This is a genomic window from Curtobacterium sp. MCLR17_007 (assembly GCF_003234655.2).
Classification (GTDB): domain Bacteria; phylum Actinomycetota; class Actinomycetes; order Actinomycetales; family Microbacteriaceae; genus Curtobacterium.
In genome coordinates, this window is the sequence record NZ_CP126271.1 from 1,273,672 (window position 1) to 1,290,044 (window position 16,373).

The following is a 16,373-nucleotide window of genomic DNA, read 5'->3' on the forward strand; positions in this document are numbered from 1 at the left end:
ACCGCGCAGAGCACCCCTCGTAAACGGCTGTTGACTTCTCTCGGTGATCGGCTAGCATCGTCAGGTCAGCAAGCGTTTACATTGACTGGAGCACGATGTCACAGACCATGGAGAGCCCGCGGACGGGCTCTGTGCCCACCGCCGACGGGCACCGCCCGAACAGCACCGCGATCATCGTCTTCCTTGCGCTCGGTGGCCTGTCCTTCGCCGTCCTGCAGTCGCTCGTCGCCCCGGCGCTCTCCACGATCGGCAAGGACCTGCAGGTCTCCACGAGCAGCGCGAGCTGGGTGCTCACCGCGTACCTGCTCTCCGCATCCGTGCTGACGCCGATCCTCGGTCGCCTCGGCGACATGGTCGGCAAGCGCAAGGTCCTCATCGTGGTCCTGGCGGTGCTCCTCGCCGGTGCCGTCCTCGCGGCGCTCGCGCCGAACCTCACGGTGCTGATCATCGCCCGTGCGCTGCAGGGCGCCGCCGGTGCGGTGATGCCCCTGTCGATCGGCATCGTCCGCGACGAGCTGCCGAAGGAGAAGGTCAGCGTCACGATCGGGCTGCTCTCCGCGATCTTCGGCATCGGCGCCGGTGTCGGCATCGTCGCCGCCGGTCCGATCGTCGAGCACCTGTCGTGGCACTGGCTGTTCTGGCTGCCCGCCGTCCTGGTCGTGATCGCGCTGTTCGGCGTCGTCTTCGGCATGCCGGAGTCGCCAGTGCGCAAGCCCGGCCGCCTCGACCTCGTCGGCACCGGTGTCCTCACCGTGTCGCTCGTGTCGCTCCTCATCGCGATCAGCGAGGGCGAGACCTGGGGCTGGGGCGACGGCAAGACCATCGGCCTGTTGATCCTCGGCGCCGTCGCACTCGTCGCCTTCGTGTTCGTCGAGCTCCGCGTGAAGTCGCCGCTCATCGACGTCCGGCTGTTCACGATCCGTGGTGTGTGGACGGCCCACGTCGTCGCCCTGGTCTTCGGTTTCGCGATGTTCGGCACGTTCGTCCTCGTGCCCACGCTGCTCCAGCTGCCGACCGCCATCGGCTACGGCTTCGGCAAGTCGGTGTCCGAGGCGGGGCTCTTCCTGCTGCCGACCGTCGTCATGATGGTCATCGCCGGCCCGATCGCGGGCATGCTCGTCCGGAGGTACGGCCCGAAGCTCCCCATGCTCGCCGGTGGCATCGCGGTGACCGCGGCCTTCGTGCTGCCCGCCCTGGCACACGGCGAGATGTGGCAGGTCGTCGTGTCGGGCATCCTGACCGGCATCGGGATCGGCCTCGCCCTGGCTGCCTGCTCGAACGCCATCATCGAGAGCGTCCCCGCGGCGCAGACCGGTGAGGCCATCAGTGCCAACACCGTCGTCCGCACGATCGGTTCGAGCGTCGGCACCGCGGTGATCGCGGCGCTCATCTCCTCGAACACCACCGCGCAGGGGCTCCCGCTCGACGACGCCTTCACCACGGGCTTCTGGGCGTGCGCCGGTGTCGGCGCGCTCGCGATCATCGGTGCGCTCGTCGCCCCGTCGATGCGCAAGCGCCGTCAGGACGCCCGGGCGATCGGCGTCGACGACCTGGAGGGCGTCACGGACTGACTCCGGCTCCAGAGCCGCCTTCCCGGAGGCGCGACTGGCGTCGTCGACGCGGGTCGCGCCTCCGGTTCGCCTTCGAGACCGCTCAGCAGGCACCATGGTCTGCATGTCGACGACGAAATCACCACCTCCCGCCACCGACACCCGGCGCCTGCGCACCTGGGTCTTCTGGCCCGCCGCCGTCATCGTGCTCGGCTTCGTCGCCTGGACGCTCATCGCGCCGGCGACCGCCGAATCCGCCTTCCTCGCGCTGCAGGACGGCATCGTCCGGAACTTCAGCTGGTACTACGTGCTCGTGGCCGCGTTCTTCGTCGCGTTCTCGATCTTCGTCGGGTTCAGCAAGTTCGGGGACATCAAGCTCGGCAAGGACACCGACGAACCGGAGTTCTCCACCGGGTCGTGGTTCGCGCTGCTCTTCGCCGCGGGCATGGGCATCGGCCTGGTCTTCTACGGGGTCTCCGAGCCGCTCAGCCACTTCGCATCGCCACGCCCTGGTGTCACCGGGACGCAGGGTGAGCTGGCGCAACAGGCCATGACCCAGACGTTCCTGCACTGGGGGCTGCACGCGTGGGCGATCTACGTCGTGCTCGGCCTGGCGCTCGCCTACGCGATCCACCGACGCGGCCGCCCGGTGTCGATCCGCTGGGCACTCGAGCCGTTGCTCGGCGATCGGGTGCGCGGCGGGTGGGGCAACGTCATCGACGTGATCGCCCTGGTCGGCACGTTGTTCGGCGTGGCGACATCGCTCGGTCTGGGCGTCCTGCAGATCGGTGCGGGGCTCGAGAGCGCCGGCATCGCCGACAGCAGCATCGTCAGCCAGATCGCCATCATCGCCGTGATCACTGCGCTCACGATCGTCTCCCTCGTCACCGGGGTGACCAAGGGCATGAAGCTCCTGTCCAACTTCAACCTGCTGCTGGCCGCCGCGCTGCTGCTGTTCGTGCTCATCGTCGGGCCGACCCAGTTCCTGCTGCGCGACTTCGTGCAGTCGATCGGCAACTACCTGCAGAACATCGTCGGGCTCTCGTTCAACGTCAGCGCGCAGCAGGGCGCCGCGGGTGAGGCCTGGCAGGGCGCCTGGACGACCTTCTACTGGGGCTGGTGGATGTCGTGGGCGCCGTTCGTCGGCATCTTCATCGCGCGGATCTCGAAGGGCCGGACGGTCCGGCAGTTCGTGTTCGGCGTGCTGCTGGTCCCCACTGCGCTGACGTTCCTGTGGTTCGCGGTGCTGGGCGGAGCGGCGATCCACCGGCAGACCGACGGTGCCGGGGGACTGGTCGGTGCGAAGGGATCCGTGGACGTCGAGGGCTCGCTGTTCACCCTGCTGGCCGGGCTTCCCGCCGGGGCCGTGCTGACGTTCGGCGCGATCCTGCTCATCGGCGTGTTCTTCGTCACCTCGTCCGACTCCGGCTCGCTCGTCATGGCGATGATCGCGTCCGGCGGGGACATCGAGCCGAAGAACTGGCTGCGCGTGTTCTTCGCCACCGTCTCCGCGCTGCTGGCGGTCGCGCTGCTGCTGACCGGCGGGCTGAACGCGCTGAAGACCGCGGCGATCACGACCGCGCTGCCGTTCAGCATCGTGCTGCTGCTGACGTGCTGGTCGACGATCATCGCCTTCACCCGGGAGCGTCGTGCGTACGACCGGGCCGAGCGTGCGCTGCTGCTCGAGCGCGTCGGCGACTACTACGGCCTCGAGGTCGACGGCCCGGCCCAGCGCTCCGGTCGCGCGCACCCGTGGCGTTCAGTGCGCGACCGGCTGTCCGGACGCCCGCGACCGACGCCGCAGGAGCGGCCCACCGCAGCGGCCTCCGCGCCCGCCGACGGCGCCGTGCTGACCGAGCCGGTGTCGCCGGACCCGGTCACGGACGGGGCACCCGACTCGACCGCTGCGACGACCTCCGGAACCGACCGCGTCTGACGCGGCCCGACGTCGGACAGGAGGCCCGGTGCCAGCTGGCACTGCGCCTCCTGTCCGACGTCGGGTCAGCCCCGTCGGCGGCTCCGATGCGCGCCGTTGCGGGGTTCCGTGCGGTGCGGTGTGCCGCATGGTTCCCATGCGGTACTTCCGCACCCGGGGCGTGCGGTGGTTCTCTCGGAGGATCGCGGCCACCCTGGGACCGCGCGGGAATCGGACACGACGATGCGACTACGACTGCGCCCTCGAGCGCGCCTCCGGGCGCTCACCATCACCGCTCTGGCGGTGGTCGCCGCGCTGACGGCGACCCTGTCCCTCGGGACCACCACGTCCGCCGACGCCGCCGGGTCGTGCACCGCCGGATCGCAGATCTCCGTGGTCGCCCACCCCGACGACGACCTGTTCTTCATGAACCCGGCCGTGCTCGGCAAGGTCACCGCGTCCGGGTGGTGCACCACGACGGTGTACGTCACGTCGGGCGACGCCGGCCGCGGGAGCGCGTACTCGACCGCGCGCGAGTCCGGCGTCCGTGCCGCGTACGCGACGATGACGAACACCGCGAACACGTGGACGACGACTCGCGAGACCGTCGCCGGGCACACCGTGCAGCGGTCGACGCTCAAGGCGCTCCCCAGCGTGCAGCTCGTGTTCATGCGGCTGCCCGACGGCAACATCGACGGGACCGGGTTCTCGGCGACCGGGTGGCAGAGCCTCGAGCAGCTGATGGAGGGCTGGATCCCCACGATCTCGACCGTGGCGTCGCCGTCGCAGACCTACACGCAGCAGACCTTCGTCGACACCGTCGGGGCGCTCCTGACCAAGGCGGCCCCCACGGTCATCCGCACGCAGGACTACGTCGACGGCTTCGGTTCCGACACCGACCACAGCGACCACCACGCGGTCGGCCAGCTCACGCTGCGCGCGCGGAACGCCGTCGCACCCTCCGTGTCGATCACGCCGTACCTCGGCTACCCGACCGTGCAGCTGGCCGCCAACGTGACCGGGGCGGACCTGTCCGCGAAGGCCGCCGCGTACTACGCCTACGCCCCGTACGACTCGCTGATCTGCCAGACGGCCGCCGCCTGTGCGGGGCAACCCGAGGAACAGTGGCTGCCCCGCCAGCACGTCGTCGCCGACCTGACCGCGCCGGGCACCCCGGGTGGTGGCGGCACCGGCACCGACCCCGCCGGTGGTGGTGGCGGCACCGGCACCGACCCCTCGGGTGGGACCGGGACGTCCGCGGGCAACGCCGCCGCGTCCGCACAGGTCACCGCGTCGTCGCAGAACGCCAGCGGCGGACAGGGGGCCGCGAAGGTCATCGACGGCGTCGCGGACGGCTACCCGGGCACCGCGACCGCGGAGTGGGCGTCGCAGGGCGGCCGCACCGGGACCTGGGTGCAGCTGACCTGGATGGAACCGATCGCGATCAACCGGATCGTGCTGTTCGACCGGCCGAACACCGACGACCAGGTCACCGCCGGCACGCTGACGTTCTCGGACGGGACGACCGTTCCGGTCCCCACCCTGGCGAACGCCGGGACCGCGAACGAGGTCGCGTTCAGCACGAAGACCGTCACGAGCGTGCGGCTCACCGTCACGGGTGTCAGCTCCACGACCCGGAACGTCGGCCTGTCCGAGATGCAGGCCTGGACGCCGGCATCGACCACGACCCCGCCCGTGACCACGCCACCGACGACCACGCCGTCGACGACGAACCTGGCCGGCAGCGCGACCGTCGTCGCCTCGTCCCAGTCGACCTCGACCGCCCAGACCGCGGACAAGGCGGTCGACGGGGTGATCGACGGCTACCCGGGCGTCGCGAGTGCGGAGTGGGCGACCAACGGCGGGCGGACCGGTTCGACGCTGCGTCTCACGTGGGCCGCGCCGGTGAGCATCGATCGTCTGGTGCTGTACGACCGGCCGAACACCGACGACCAGGTCACCAGCGGCACCGTGACGTTCTCGGACGGCACGACCGTCCCCGTCGGCGCGCTCGACAACGCGGGCGCGGCGACCACGGTCAGCTTCGCGGCCCGGACCGTCACGTCGCTCACACTGACGGTCACCGGGGTGAGCGGGTCGACCCGGAACGTCGGGCTCGCGGAGCTGCAGGTGTACTCCGGCTGAGCCGGACTGCGGACGCCGGGTCCGGTGCCAGCCGGCACCGGGCCCGGCACTGCTTCCGCCGGACCCGGCGTGCGCACCGCTACGACGCCAGGCCGGCGACCAGGTTGATGACGCTCGCGATCACGACGGTGCCGAAGAAGAACGACAGCAGCGCGTGCCGGAGCGTGGCGCGACGGATCGCGCTCGTCCTGATGGTCGTGTCGGACACCTGGTACGTCATGCCGACGGTGACGGCGAAGTACGCGAAGTCCGAGTACTGCGGGGGCTCGTCCTGGTTGAAGTCGATCCCACCCGGGATGCCGCTGTAGTACAGCTCGGCGTACCGCAGGGTGAAGAGCGTCTGGACGAGCAGCCACGACAGGAAGACGCTCACCACGCCGAGCGCCGCGGCCGCGTCCTGCGCGTCACCGCGGAGCCCCCGGGCACTGCCGAGCACGACCAGCAGGGCGACGACGCTGGCGAGTGAGGCCCCCACCAGCAGCAGGTCCGAGGCGGTGCGACGGGGGTCCTCGCGCGCGGCGCTCGCACCCGTCTGCGGTCCGTCGAACCGGAGGAGCGGCCACGCGGTCGCCACGTACACCGCGCACGCGGCGGCCCACCCGATCGACGGTGCCCACCGAGCCCCGACCGTCAGCCAGGCGGCGACGGCGGCGACGACCCCGACGGTGAGCATGAGCAGGAGACGGTGGCGGTACCGCTCGGGGCGGTGCGCGTGCGGGGTGAGGTCCACCGGGCCAGCATCGCACCGGCACCCGTCCCGACGACGTTCCCTGTCAGCCTTCGTGCACAACGGCCGGGACGGTCATGGACCCTCCGGGCACACTGGGGTGATGCGGCGGACGGGCACCACGATCACGGCGGTCATCGGCGCACTCGGCATCATCGTCGGCATCGGGTTCGTCGTCGCCGAGCACCCCGCCCGGGCGTCCGCGGGGTCGAACGGGTCCACGACGCCGACCGCCGAGCCCGGGCGTCGGGTGGCGACGATCGGCGACTCGATCATGGCGGGGTACGGACTCGACAGCGACGCCGACGCCTGGCCGGCGATGCTCGCCCGCGCCGACCACCTCGACGTCACGAACCTGGCGTGCAGCGGAGCCGGCTTCGTCGTCGACGGGGACTGCGGCGACGACTTCTCGGGACTCGTCTCCCAGGCAGTCGCGGTCCACCCGTCGATCGTCGTGCTGCAGTCCTCCGACAACGACCTGGGCCAGGACCCCGCGGCGATCGACACCGCGACCCGGCAGGCCGTCGACCAGCTCCACGCGGCGCTGCCGCACGCCCGCATCGTCGGCTTCTCCACCCTCTGGGACCAGCCCGGCGACGTCCCCGACGAGGTCGCGCAGAGCTCGACGAGCCTCCGGCGTGCGGTCGAGGCCGACGGCGGCCGGTTCGTCGACCTCGGGCAACCGCTCGCCGGCCACGCCGACCTGCTGCAGGCGGACAGCGAGCACCCCACCGTCGCCGGTCAGCAGGTGCTCACCCGGGTCGTCGAGCGGGCGCTGCGCCGCGCCGGCGTCCGGCTCTGAGTGCGCCCGGCCGGGGTGTCCCACCAGGGCACGTCACGACGGCGGGCGTCCTCGTACCGTGGGACACCCCGAACCGGAAGGAACCCATGCCCTGGGACGACGACACCCTCACCGCCATCGCCGACACCGACGACCTGCACGTCGCACCGTTCCGTGAGGACGGCACCACGTACGGCACCCCGACCTGGATCTGGTCGGTCGTCGTCGACGGCGCCCTGTACGCCCGGGCGTACAACGGTCGCCGCTCCCGCTGGTACCGCGCCGCCGTCACCCAGGGCGCGGGACGGATCACCGCCGCCGGTGCCGAGCACGAGGTGACCTTCACCGAGGCGGACCCCGGCGTGAACAGCCGTGTCGACGCCGCCTACGAGACCAAGTACGCCGGCAGCGAGTACCTGCCGCCCATGCTGCAGGACGGCCCGACCTCGGCGACCGTCCGCATCGAGCCGCGCGGCTGACCCGCACCCCGACGTCACAGCCGCCCCGGGCCAGAGTCGGACCCGGACCACCCACCGAACCGCAGAGGAACCGCATGACCACCATCGCGATCATCGGCGCCGGCAAGGGCCTCGGCCTCGCCGTCGCCCGCCGCTTCGCCCGCGAGGGCTTCGCCGTCGCACTCGTCGCCCGCAACCAGGACCGTGTCGACGCGCTCGCCGCCGAGCTCCGCCAGGACGGCCACAGCGCGGCCGGGTACACGCCCAACGTCCGCGACCCCGAGTCCATCCGCCATGCACTCGAGCGCGCGACCGAGGAGCTCGGCCCCATCGAGGTGCTGCAGTACAGCCCCCTGCCGGCCAAGGAGTACATGCGCCCGGTGCTCGAGACCACCGAGGCCGACCTGGTCGGCCCGATCGAGTTCTCGGTCTACGGCGCGGTCGCCGCCGCCCGCCAGGCGATCCCCGGCATGCGCGCCATCGGCCACGGCACGCTGCTGTTCGTCAACGGCGGCAGCGCCGTGCGCCCCGGTGGCCGCGTCACGGGGACCTCGGTCGCCTTCGCGGGGGAGAGCGCCTACGCGCAGCTCCTGCACGACGCGCTCGCCGACGAGTCGATCCACGTCGGCCAGCTGATCATCCCGTTCGGCATCGACGACGGTGAGCCCACCCACTCGGGCGACTCCATCGCCGACCGCCTGTGGGCGATGCACACGGACCGCGGCGACTTCCGCGTGTACGCGGAGCCGCTGCCGGCCTGACCGTGCGCAGACGACGGACGGGAGGCCCGTGGCGACGCCGCCACGGGCCTCCCGTCCGTCACGGCGCGCGTCACCGCCGCAGCAGCGCGACGGGATCGGCGCGCCCGTCCGCCACCACCGCGCGGAACGCGCGGACCAGTGGGACGCCCGGCCGGACGGTCGCGGCGGTGGACCAGGCCAGGGCCGAGCCGATCGCGGGGTACTCCGCGGCGCGCACGAACCAGGGGTCGGCGTGGCCGAGGGCCTGCAGGACCACCGTCGCCGGACCCGCGGCGAAGTCCGCCGACCACGCGACCCACGGTGCGACGGAGCCGTGCACGGCCGTCTCGCCCCGGCCGTGCGCCGTCCGGACGTCGATGTCGGCGCAGTCGGGGAACCGCCAGAACAGCCCGCCGTACCCGGCGCCGGCGCGGCCGTTGCTGCCCGGGCCGCCGAGCCGCACCGGGGTGGAGCCGGCCGTCCGGAACGTCGAGGACGTCCGGAGCTCCCATGCGTCGGTGCCGAGCCCACGGCATGCGGTGACGCGCTCCTCGAGCAGGAGGGGTCGTCCGTCGTGTCCGCGCCACGCGAGCTCCGTCGTCCGGGTGTCGCCGTCCACCGCTGCGCGCTCGACCGTCACCCGCCCGTGGTCGTCCCGCCAGACGTAGCCCGTGTCCCGGACGAACGTGGGGCCGCCCCAGCAGTTCGCACCGTCGACGTCCGGGATCGCGACGCCGACGCCGGAGTGCCAGTCGTGGTCGTCGGGGTGATCTGCGCTGACGACTGTGCCGCCGAGGGTCCGGACCGGGTGCAGGGAGGGCCGCGGGACCGAGGTGGGCGCCGTGCCGCCGCCGTCGGTCTCGGTCGCGACCACGATCGGGGCGCCTCCGGCACCGCGGAGCTCCCAGCGGTGCAGGACCTGGTCTCGGGTGGTCGTCACGGATCGAGCCTGCCGGGGCTACTCGGCGGCGACGGGGTCGGCGTGCTCGATGCGGGCGCTCGCCGTGGCCATGTGCTCGTCCATCGCTCGTTGGGTGGCGAGCACGTCCCCGGTCCGCAGCGCCTCGAAGATCGCGCGGTGCTCGTCGTACGCGGCCTGGGTGGCCTCGCGGGTGCGGACGCGGCGTCCGACCCACACGCTGAGCATCGATCGGAGGCTCTGCAGCAGGTCGGCCATCACCTCGTTGCCGGCGGCCCGCGCGAGCAGCACGTGGAACCGCACGTCGGCGTCGATGAAGGCCTCGGGGTCGTCGAGCGTCGCCTCCTGGCGCTGCAGGTACTCGCCGAGCTCCTCGATCTGCTCCGGCGTCGCGCGCTGCGCCGCCAGGATCGCCGCCGTGCGTTCGAGCGAGGACCGCACCTCGAGCAGCTCCCGCGTGCGGTTCGAGGCGAGCATGAGGCCCCACGACAGCGTCGTCGGCAGCAGGTCGGACGTGCCGCCCTGCAGGTACGTCCCCGACCCGGGCCGGATCTGCACGATGCCGAGGATCTCGAGCGCCGCCAGGGCCTCGCGCACGGCCGACCTGCCGACACCGAGCCGTTCGGCCAGCACCCGCTCGGACGGCAGTCGGGAACCCGGAGCCAGGTCTCCCGCGGTCAGCAGACCCACCAGTTGCCGGGCGACCTCCGACGCGGGCGACCCCGTCGCCACGGACTCCAGTTCGAGCCGGATGTTGAGGGGGTCGTTCTCGCTGAACGCGGGCATGTGCCGAGCGTAGCGGTGCGACCCTCCCCGGCACCGTCGTGCGGTGATATTGGTCAACCGGTTGACAACTCGATGCGAACCGCGCAGGATGGTCGAGTTCCATCCCCGACCAACGTCGTTCCCCCCAGCAGGAGTCACCGTGGACATCCCCGCCACCCGAGGCATCCCGACCTCGGTCGTCGAGAAGACGACCATCCGGAAGATCGCCATCCGCATCGTGCCCTTCGTGGCGCTGATGTTCTTCATCAACTTCCTCGACCGCACCGCGATCTCGTTCGCGGCCCCGAACGGGATGGAGGCCGACCTCGGCCTCACCGCCGCGCAGTTCGGCTTCGCCTCCGGTGTGTTCTTCATCGGGTACCTGGTGCTCGAGGTCCCGTCGAACCTGGCCCTGCACAAGTTCGGCGCGCGCATCTGGCTCGCCCGCATCATGATCACGTGGGGCATCGTCTCGCTGCTCTTCACGTGGGTGCAGAACTACCCGCAGCTGGTCGGGCTGCGCTTCCTGCTCGGCATCGCGGAGGCCGGGTTCTTCCCGGGGGCGATCCTGTTCCTGTCGACCTGGGTCCCCGCCCGCCACCGCGGCAAGATGCTCGCGCTGTTCTACCTCGCGCAGCCCCTGACCAGCGTGATCGGCTCGCCCCTCGCCGGGTGGCTGATGACCCACGAGGGCCTGCTCGGCGGGCTCGCCGGCTGGCGCTTCATGTTCCTCTGCGTCTCGATCCCGGCGATCATCGTCGGCATCCTGTGCCTGTTCGTGCTCAAGGACAAGCCGTCCCAGGCGAAGTGGCTCGACGAGGACGAGAAGGTCTGGCTCGAGACCGCCCTGGCGAAGGAGAACCAGTCCAAGAACGACGGCCACGGCAAGGGCGGCCTGCGTGCCGCGTTCGGCAACGGTCGTGTCTGGATGCTCGCGTTCGTCTACTTCGGCTTCATCTACGGCCTCTACGCGCTGAGCTTCTTCCTGCCGACGATCATCGACGGCTTCCAGGAGCAGTTCGGCACCACGTTCGACCTGTTCCAGAAGGGCATGATCACGGCGATCCCGTACATCCCCGCCGCGGTCGTCCTGTACTTCTGGTCCCGCGACGCGTTCCGCCGCGGCGTCCGGGTCTGGCACATCGCGCTCCCCGCCCTCATCGGCGGCCTGAGCATCCCCGTCGCGCTGTTCATGAACTCCCCGGCGGCCACCGTCGCGGTCATCGCGGTGACGGCGTGTGCGATCTTCGCGGCGCTGCCGAACTTCTGGACCGTCCCCACGCAGTTCCTCACCGGAGCAGCGGCGGCGGCCGGCGTCGCCCTCATCAACACCGTCGGCAACCTCGGTGGCTTCGCGGCCCCGCTGATCACCGGTGTGGTCAGCGAGTGGACCGGTGGCTACCAGGTGCCGATGTTCATCGTCGGCTTCTTCATGGTCCTGTCGAGCATCCTCATGGTGGTGGTCTCGCGCCAGCACCGCCTGGGTGGTGACGCGCCGACCACGGCCGACGCCGAGCGTGCCGTGGCCCAGGAGATCGGCGCATGACCCGCCTGTTCAACGACCCGGCGGACTTCGCCGACGAGATGGTCGACGGCTTCGTCTCCGCGAACCGGGCCCGGGTCCGGCGGGTGCACGGCGGCGTCGCCCGGTCGACGACCAGCCCGGACCGCACCGTCGCCCTGGTCATCGGCGGCGGCTCCGGCCACTACCCGGCCTTCGGCGGTCTGGTCGGCCACGGACTGGCCGCCGGCGCCGCGATGGGCAACCTCTTCGCCAGCCCCAGCGCCCAGCAGGTCACCGCGGTGGCGAAGGCGTCCGAGCACGGCGGCGGCGTGCTGCTGTCGTACGGCAACTACGCGGGCGACGTCCTGAACTTCGACGCCGCCGAACGTGCGCTGCGCGACGCCGGCATCGAGGTCCGCACGGTCCGCGTCACCGACGACGTCGCCTCCGCCCCGGCGGACGAGGCACGCAAGCGGCGCGGCATCGCGGGGGACCTCTGCGTCTTCAAGGTCGCCGGTGCCGCCGCGGAGCAGGGCAGGACCCTGGACGAGGTGACCGCGATCGCCGAACGCGCCAACGACCGCACGCGCAGCTTCGGCGTCGCGTTCTCCGGCTGCTCCCTCCCCGGCGCCGACGAGCCGCTCTTCACCGTCCCCGAGGGCCGCATGGCGATCGGGATGGGCATCCACGGCGAACGCGGCATCGACGAGACCGACGTCCCCACCGCATCGGAACTCGCCACCCTGCTGGTCGAGAAGCTCCTCACCGAGATGCCCGACGGCGTCGCGGTCGACGGCGCCCACGTCGTGCCGGTCCTGAACGGTCTGGGCAGCGTGAAGTACGAGGAGCTCTTCGTCGTCTACGCCACGGTCCAGCGGCTCCTCACGGAGGCCGGCGCCGTGGTCGTCGAGCCCGAGGTCGGGGAACTCGTCACGAGCTTCGACATGGCCGGGGTGTCGCTGACGCTGTTCTGGCTCGACGCGGAACTCGAGGAACTGTGGGCAGCGCCGGCGGACAGCCCCGCCTTCCGCAAGGGCGGTGCCGTCCCGCAGGAGCGACTGCCCGAGTCCGTGCTCGCCGCCGGTGTCGCGGTCCCGGTCACCCCGGGCACGCCCGAGTCCCAGCAGTCCGCCCGCATCGTCGCCGAGGCGGTCACCGCGGTCCGCCGCACGATCGACGCCCACGCCGACGAGCTCGGCCGGATCGACGCGGTCGCCGGGGACGGCGACCACGGCATCGGCATGCAGCGCGGGTCCACCGCCGCCGACGCGGCCGCGACCGACGCCGCAGCGCGCGGCGCGGGCGCCGGCAGCGTCCTCGCGATCGCCGGGGACGCCTGGTCCGACAAGGCCGGCGGCACGTCCGGTGCCATCTGGGGTGCCGCCCTGGAGGCCATGGGTCGCGTCATCGGGGACCAGGAGCGTCCGTCGCCCGCCACCGTGCAGGGCGCGGTGCACGCCGCCGCCGAGGCGGTCCTCGCCTTCGGCGCGTTCGTCGGGGACAAGACCATGGTCGACGCGCTCGTCCCGTTCGACGACGTGCTCGCCGCCCGGGTCGCGGCCGGTGAGGACCTCGTCACGGCGTGGACCGCCGCCTCGGACGCGGCCCAGCACGCTGCTGACGCCACCGCGGCGCTCCTGCCCCGCATGGGTCGGGCCCGCACCCACGGCGAGGACGCGGTCGGCACGCCCGACGCCGGCGCGGTCTCGTTCGCCCTTATCACCGCGGCCGTCCTGTCGACGATCGCCGTCCCGGCCTGACCAGCACGCACCACACGAAAGGCACACCCATGAGCACCCAGTTCCGTCTCGTCGTCGGCTCGGACGACGCCGGCTTCGACTACAAGGAGATCATCAAGCGGGACCTCGAGGCCGACCCCCGTGTCGTGTCCGTGGTCGACGTGGGAGTGGACGCGGACGGGCACACCGCCTACCCGCACGTCGCCGTCGACGCGGCCCGCATGGTCGCCGCCGGCGAGGCGGACCGGGCGATCCTGATCTGCGGCACCGGCCTCGGTGTGGCGATCGCGGCGAACAAGGTCCCCGGCATCCGCGCCGTGACCGCGCACGACTCCTTCAGCGTCGAGCGTTCGGTGCTGTCGAACGACGCGCAGGTGCTCTGCATGGGCCAGCGGGTCGTCGGGGTCGAGGTCGCCCGCCGGATGGCGAGGGAGTGGCTCGGCTACGAGTTCGACGCCACGTCCGCGAGCGCCGACAAGGTCAACGCGATCTGCCAGTACGACGGCAGCGCCCCGGTCGGGACCGACGCGTGAGCCTGGCCACGGTGACGCCCCGACTGACGATCGGGGTGTCGCTGAAGATGTACTTCGGGCACGCCCGGACGCTGGCGTGGGCGTCCGCCGTGGCCGATGTCGCCCGCACGCACCCCGCCGTCACCAGCGGCGCGGTCGAGCTGTTCGTGATCCCGACGTTCCCGTCGCTCGTCCCGGTCCGGGCAGCGCTCGAGGGCACTCCGGTGCTGCTCGGCGCCCAGGACCTGGCGTGGGCCGACGAGGGTGCCTTCACCGGTGAGGTCTCCGGCCGCGAGCTCGCCGAGATCGGTGTCGACCTGGTCGAGATCGGGCACGCGGAGCGTCGCTCCCTGTTCCACGAGTCGGACCAGGACGTCGCGGGGAAGGTGCACGCCGCCTTCCGCAACCACCTGCGTCCCCTGATCTGCGTCGGTGAGCCGACCCGGTCCTCCCGTCCGGACACGATCGCCGAGGTCACCGGCCAGCTCGACCGGTTCGTCGCGACGGCCGTCGCGGACCACCTCGCGGGACCGGTCATCGTCGCCTACGAGCCGGTCTGGGCGATCGGAGCACCGCAGCCGGCGCCGGACGAGCACATCGTCGAGGTCCTCGCCGGCATCGAGGCACACCTCGCGACCCGGCCCGAGCTCGACGGCAGCGTGGTGGTCTACGGCGGCAGCGCCGGACCCGGGCTGCTCACGCGCGGGCAGGGCCGCATCGGCGGGCTGTTCCTCGGCCGCTTCGCCCACGACCCCGCGGCGATCCGGACGATCCTCGACGAGGCCGAGGCACTGGTGGTGGGCGCATGACCTCGCTGCTCGGCCTCTCCACCTACGCCTACTTCTGGCGGATGTCGGACCGCGTGCCGTCGCCGATGTCCCTCGACGACGCGATGCGCGACGCCGCCGCCCAGGGTGTCGACCTGTTCCAGATCTGCGACCACCCGCCGCTCGACACCGCGTCGGACGAGCGTCTGGCATCGATCCGTGAACTCGCGGCGTCGCTCGGGCTCACGCTCGAGGTCGGGACCAGGGGCACCGCGCCCGTTCACCTCGCGCGCTGGCTCCACATCGCCCTCGCGCTCGGAGCGACGCTGGTCCGCTCGATGTGGAGCTCCGGGGACGACCTGCCCTCGGCCGCCGAGACCGAACGGCGCGTGCGCGAGGCCCTGCCCGCGTACGAGGCGGCCGGCGTGGTCCTCGCCCTCGAGACGTACGAGGTCGTGCCCACCGCCGAGCTCGTCGCCCTCGTCGCCGCGGTCGGGTCGCCGTCGCTCGGGATCTGCCTCGACCCGGCGAACACCGTCGCCAACCTGGAACACCCGTCCGACGTCGTCGAGGCGTGCCTGCCGTACGTCGTGAACTGGCACGTCAAGGACGCCGACTTCACCCGGTCGCCCGGCTGGGTCGGGTTCCAGTACACCGGCGTGCCGATCGGCACCGGTCGCATCGACCACGCCGCCGTCCGCGCCGCCATCGCGCCCGACGTGCGCGGCATCAACCGGGTCATCGAGTTCTGGCTCCCGTGGCAGGACGCCACCGTCGGACCGACCGGGGACCCCGCAGAGACCACCACCCGCACCGAGGCGGCGTGGACCACACAGACCATCGAGTACACCAGGAGCTGGGAATCATGACCGACATCGCCACCACGCACACCATCGCCGCAGGCTCGGGCACCGCCGACGTCACCGTCGCCGTGATCGGTGCCGGCGGCAAGATGGGCACCCGCGTGTCGAACAACTTCGCCAAGAGCGAGTACACGACGCTCTACAGCGAGGCCTCGTCCGCCGGGCAGGAGCGCATCCAGGGCCTCGGCCGTTCCGTCACGGACAGCCTCGACGCAGCGGCCGCGGCCGACGTCGTGGTCCTCGCCGTCCCCGACGTCCTGCTCGGCAGCATCTCCGAGCAGCTCGTCCCGGCCATGAAGCCGGGTGCGACGATCCTGACGCTCGACCCGGCCGCCGCCTACGCAGGCCTGCTCGCGAAGCGCGAGGACGTCCACTACGCCGTGGCGCACCCGTGCCACCCGTCGGTGTTCCTCGAGCGCACCACCAAGGAGGAGTGGGACGACACCTTCGGTGGCATCGCCGCCCCGCAGGAGGTCATCGCGGCCTTCGACGCGTCCGAGTCGCTCGGCGACGAGGGCGACCGCGCGAAGGCGATCGCCGAGGCCGTCATCACGACCATGTACGCCCCCGTCATCCAGGTGCACTGGGTCACCGTCAAGCAGCTCGCCGTGCTCGAGCCGACGCTGGTCGAGACGATCGCCTGCATGATCGGCGACTTCCTCAACGACGCGCTCGAGGAGACCGTGACCGGTGTCGGCGTTCCCCGCGAGGCCGCCCGAGCGATGCTCTACGGCCACACCTGGATCGCGCTGACGAACGGCCTGCGCGGGTCGAACCCGTTCTCCGACGCCTGCCACATCGCGATGGGCTACGGCCGCGACAAGCTCATCAAGGAGGACTGGAAGCAGGTCTTCGACGACAGCGAGCTCGACAGCGTCATCGCCAAGATGCTGAAGATCGACGCCGTCAAGCGCTAGTCCGGCTGTCGGGAGCGCCCGGTGTCCGCCGTCGTGCGGGGGCCGGGCGCTCCGCCTGTGTGCCGTCACCG

15 protein-coding genes are annotated in these 16,373 nt (G+C 71.9%); 12 read left to right on the forward strand and 3 right to left on the reverse strand.

The features are described from left to right. The first annotated feature begins 95 nt into the window (after window positions 1–95). From DEJ13_RS06135 to DEJ13_RS06145, 3 genes are all read left to right on the forward strand, one after another. Window positions 96–1,571, forward strand: a complete 1,476-nt coding sequence (locus DEJ13_RS06135; RefSeq protein ID WP_111107034.1) for an MFS transporter — start codon at window positions 96–98, stop codon at window positions 1,569–1,571. Window positions 1,572–1,674: 103 nt separating this feature from the next. Continuing rightward, window positions 1,675–3,486 (forward strand): BCCT family transporter, encoded by a 1,812-nt coding sequence (locus DEJ13_RS06140; RefSeq protein WP_111107035.1) that lies wholly within the window; start codon window positions 1,675–1,677, stop codon window positions 3,484–3,486. A gap of 222 nt (window positions 3,487–3,708) precedes the next feature. Beyond that, window positions 3,709–5,610, forward strand: coding sequence for a DUF7402 domain-containing protein (locus DEJ13_RS06145; protein ID WP_111107036.1), 1,902 nt, complete (start codon window positions 3,709–3,711; stop codon window positions 5,608–5,610). Between the two features lie 79 nt (window positions 5,611–5,689). Here the strand turns inward: DEJ13_RS06145 and DEJ13_RS06150 are convergent, their stop codons facing one another. Further along, the gene (locus DEJ13_RS06150; protein ID WP_258374109.1) at window positions 5,690–6,340 is read right to left on the reverse strand and encodes a DUF1345 domain-containing protein; all 651 of its coding nucleotides are present in this window, start codon (window positions 6,338–6,340) and stop codon (window positions 5,690–5,692) included. 100 nt (window positions 6,341–6,440) lie between these two features. Between DEJ13_RS06150 and DEJ13_RS06155 the strand changes: the two genes are divergently transcribed. From DEJ13_RS06155 to DEJ13_RS06165, 3 genes are all read left to right on the forward strand, one after another. After that, on the forward strand, window positions 6,441–7,139 hold the full coding sequence (locus tag DEJ13_RS06155; RefSeq protein ID WP_181437042.1) for an SGNH/GDSL hydrolase family protein: 699 nt from the start codon (window positions 6,441–6,443) through the stop codon (window positions 7,137–7,139). Window positions 7,140–7,225: 86 nt separating this feature from the next. Then, a complete protein-coding gene (locus DEJ13_RS06160; protein WP_111107038.1) occupies window positions 7,226–7,597 on the forward strand; it encodes a DUF2255 family protein in 372 nt (123 codons plus the stop codon). 74 nt (window positions 7,598–7,671) lie between these two features. After that, entirely contained in the window at window positions 7,672–8,337 is a 666-nt protein-coding gene (locus tag DEJ13_RS06165) for an SDR family NAD(P)-dependent oxidoreductase (RefSeq protein ID WP_111107039.1), read from the forward strand. Window positions 8,338–8,407: 70 nt separating this feature from the next. Here DEJ13_RS06165 and DEJ13_RS06170 read toward each other — a convergent pair whose 3' ends face one another. Both DEJ13_RS06170 and DEJ13_RS06175 read right to left on the reverse strand, forming a co-directional pair. Next, window positions 8,408–9,256: a DUF6807 family protein gene (locus tag DEJ13_RS06170; RefSeq protein ID WP_111107040.1), complete on the reverse strand. Its 849-nt coding sequence runs from the start codon at window positions 9,254–9,256 to the stop codon at window positions 8,408–8,410. An 18-nt stretch (window positions 9,257–9,274) separates the two neighbouring features. After that, entirely contained in the window at window positions 9,275–10,021 is a 747-nt protein-coding gene (locus DEJ13_RS06175) for a FadR/GntR family transcriptional regulator (protein ID WP_111107041.1), read from the reverse strand. Window positions 10,022–10,160: 139 nt separating this feature from the next. Between DEJ13_RS06175 and DEJ13_RS06180 the strand changes: the two genes are divergently transcribed. Genes DEJ13_RS06180 through DEJ13_RS06205 form a run of 6 tightly spaced genes read left to right on the forward strand, consistent with a single transcriptional unit; the run spans window position 10,161 to window position 16,302 of the window. After that, complete coding sequence (locus tag DEJ13_RS06180; protein ID WP_220037589.1) at window positions 10,161–11,546, forward strand: MFS transporter; 1,386 nt, start codon at window positions 10,161–10,163, stop codon at window positions 11,544–11,546. Then, window positions 11,543–13,264 (forward strand): dihydroxyacetone kinase family protein, encoded by a 1,722-nt coding sequence (locus tag DEJ13_RS06185; RefSeq protein ID WP_111107042.1) that lies wholly within the window; start codon window positions 11,543–11,545, stop codon window positions 13,262–13,264. Before DEJ13_RS06180 ends, DEJ13_RS06185 begins: the two co-directional genes overlap by 4 nt. 29 nt (window positions 13,265–13,293) lie before the next feature. Further along, window positions 13,294–13,776, forward strand: coding sequence for a ribose-5-phosphate isomerase (locus tag DEJ13_RS06190; protein WP_111107043.1), 483 nt, complete (start codon window positions 13,294–13,296; stop codon window positions 13,774–13,776). Between the two features lie 11 nt (window positions 13,777–13,787). Continuing rightward, window positions 13,788–14,564 carry a triose-phosphate isomerase family protein gene (locus DEJ13_RS06195; RefSeq protein WP_220037590.1) on the forward strand — a complete coding sequence of 259 codons (777 nt, stop codon included), beginning with the start codon at window positions 13,788–13,790 and terminating at the stop codon, window positions 14,562–14,564. Further along, window positions 14,561–15,391, forward strand: coding sequence for a sugar phosphate isomerase/epimerase family protein (locus DEJ13_RS06200; RefSeq protein ID WP_111107044.1), 831 nt, complete (start codon window positions 14,561–14,563; stop codon window positions 15,389–15,391). The genes DEJ13_RS06195 and DEJ13_RS06200 overlap by 4 nt, the downstream gene beginning before the upstream one ends. Further along, entirely contained in the window at window positions 15,388–16,302 is a 915-nt protein-coding gene (locus tag DEJ13_RS06205) for a phosphogluconate dehydrogenase C-terminal domain-containing protein (protein ID WP_111107045.1), read from the forward strand. The genes DEJ13_RS06200 and DEJ13_RS06205 overlap by 4 nt, the downstream gene beginning before the upstream one ends. Window positions 16,303–16,373: the final 71 nt, after the last annotated feature.

Bases quoted from the DNA above. Each gene is read 5' to 3' on its own strand.
- DEJ13_RS06165 (WP_111107039.1), top strand. From the start codon at position 7,672: ATGACCACCATCGCGATCATCGGCGCCGGCAAGGGCCTCGGCCTCGCC.
- DEJ13_RS06200 (WP_111107044.1), top strand. From the start codon at position 14,561: ATGACCTCGCTGCTCGGCCTCTCCACCTACGCCTACTTCTGGCGGATG.
- DEJ13_RS06175 (WP_111107041.1), bottom strand. From the start codon at position 10,021: ATGCCCGCGTTCAGCGAGAACGACCCCCTCAACATCCGGCTCGAACTG.
- DEJ13_RS06205 (WP_111107045.1), top strand. From the start codon at position 15,388: ATGACCGACATCGCCACCACGCACACCATCGCCGCAGGCTCGGGCACC.
- DEJ13_RS06145 (WP_111107036.1), top strand. From the start codon at position 3,709: ATGCGACTACGACTGCGCCCTCGAGCGCGCCTCCGGGCGCTCACCATC.
- DEJ13_RS06185 (WP_111107042.1), top strand. From the start codon at position 11,543: ATGACCCGCCTGTTCAACGACCCGGCGGACTTCGCCGACGAGATGGTC.
- DEJ13_RS06155 (WP_181437042.1), top strand. From the start codon at position 6,441: ATGCGGCGGACGGGCACCACGATCACGGCGGTCATCGGCGCACTCGGC.
- DEJ13_RS06140 (WP_111107035.1), top strand. From the start codon at position 1,675: ATGTCGACGACGAAATCACCACCTCCCGCCACCGACACCCGGCGCCTG.
- DEJ13_RS06190 (WP_111107043.1), top strand. From the start codon at position 13,294: ATGAGCACCCAGTTCCGTCTCGTCGTCGGCTCGGACGACGCCGGCTTC.
- DEJ13_RS06160 (WP_111107038.1), top strand. From the start codon at position 7,226: ATGCCCTGGGACGACGACACCCTCACCGCCATCGCCGACACCGACGAC.
- DEJ13_RS06135 (WP_111107034.1), top strand. From the start codon at position 96: ATGTCACAGACCATGGAGAGCCCGCGGACGGGCTCTGTGCCCACCGCC.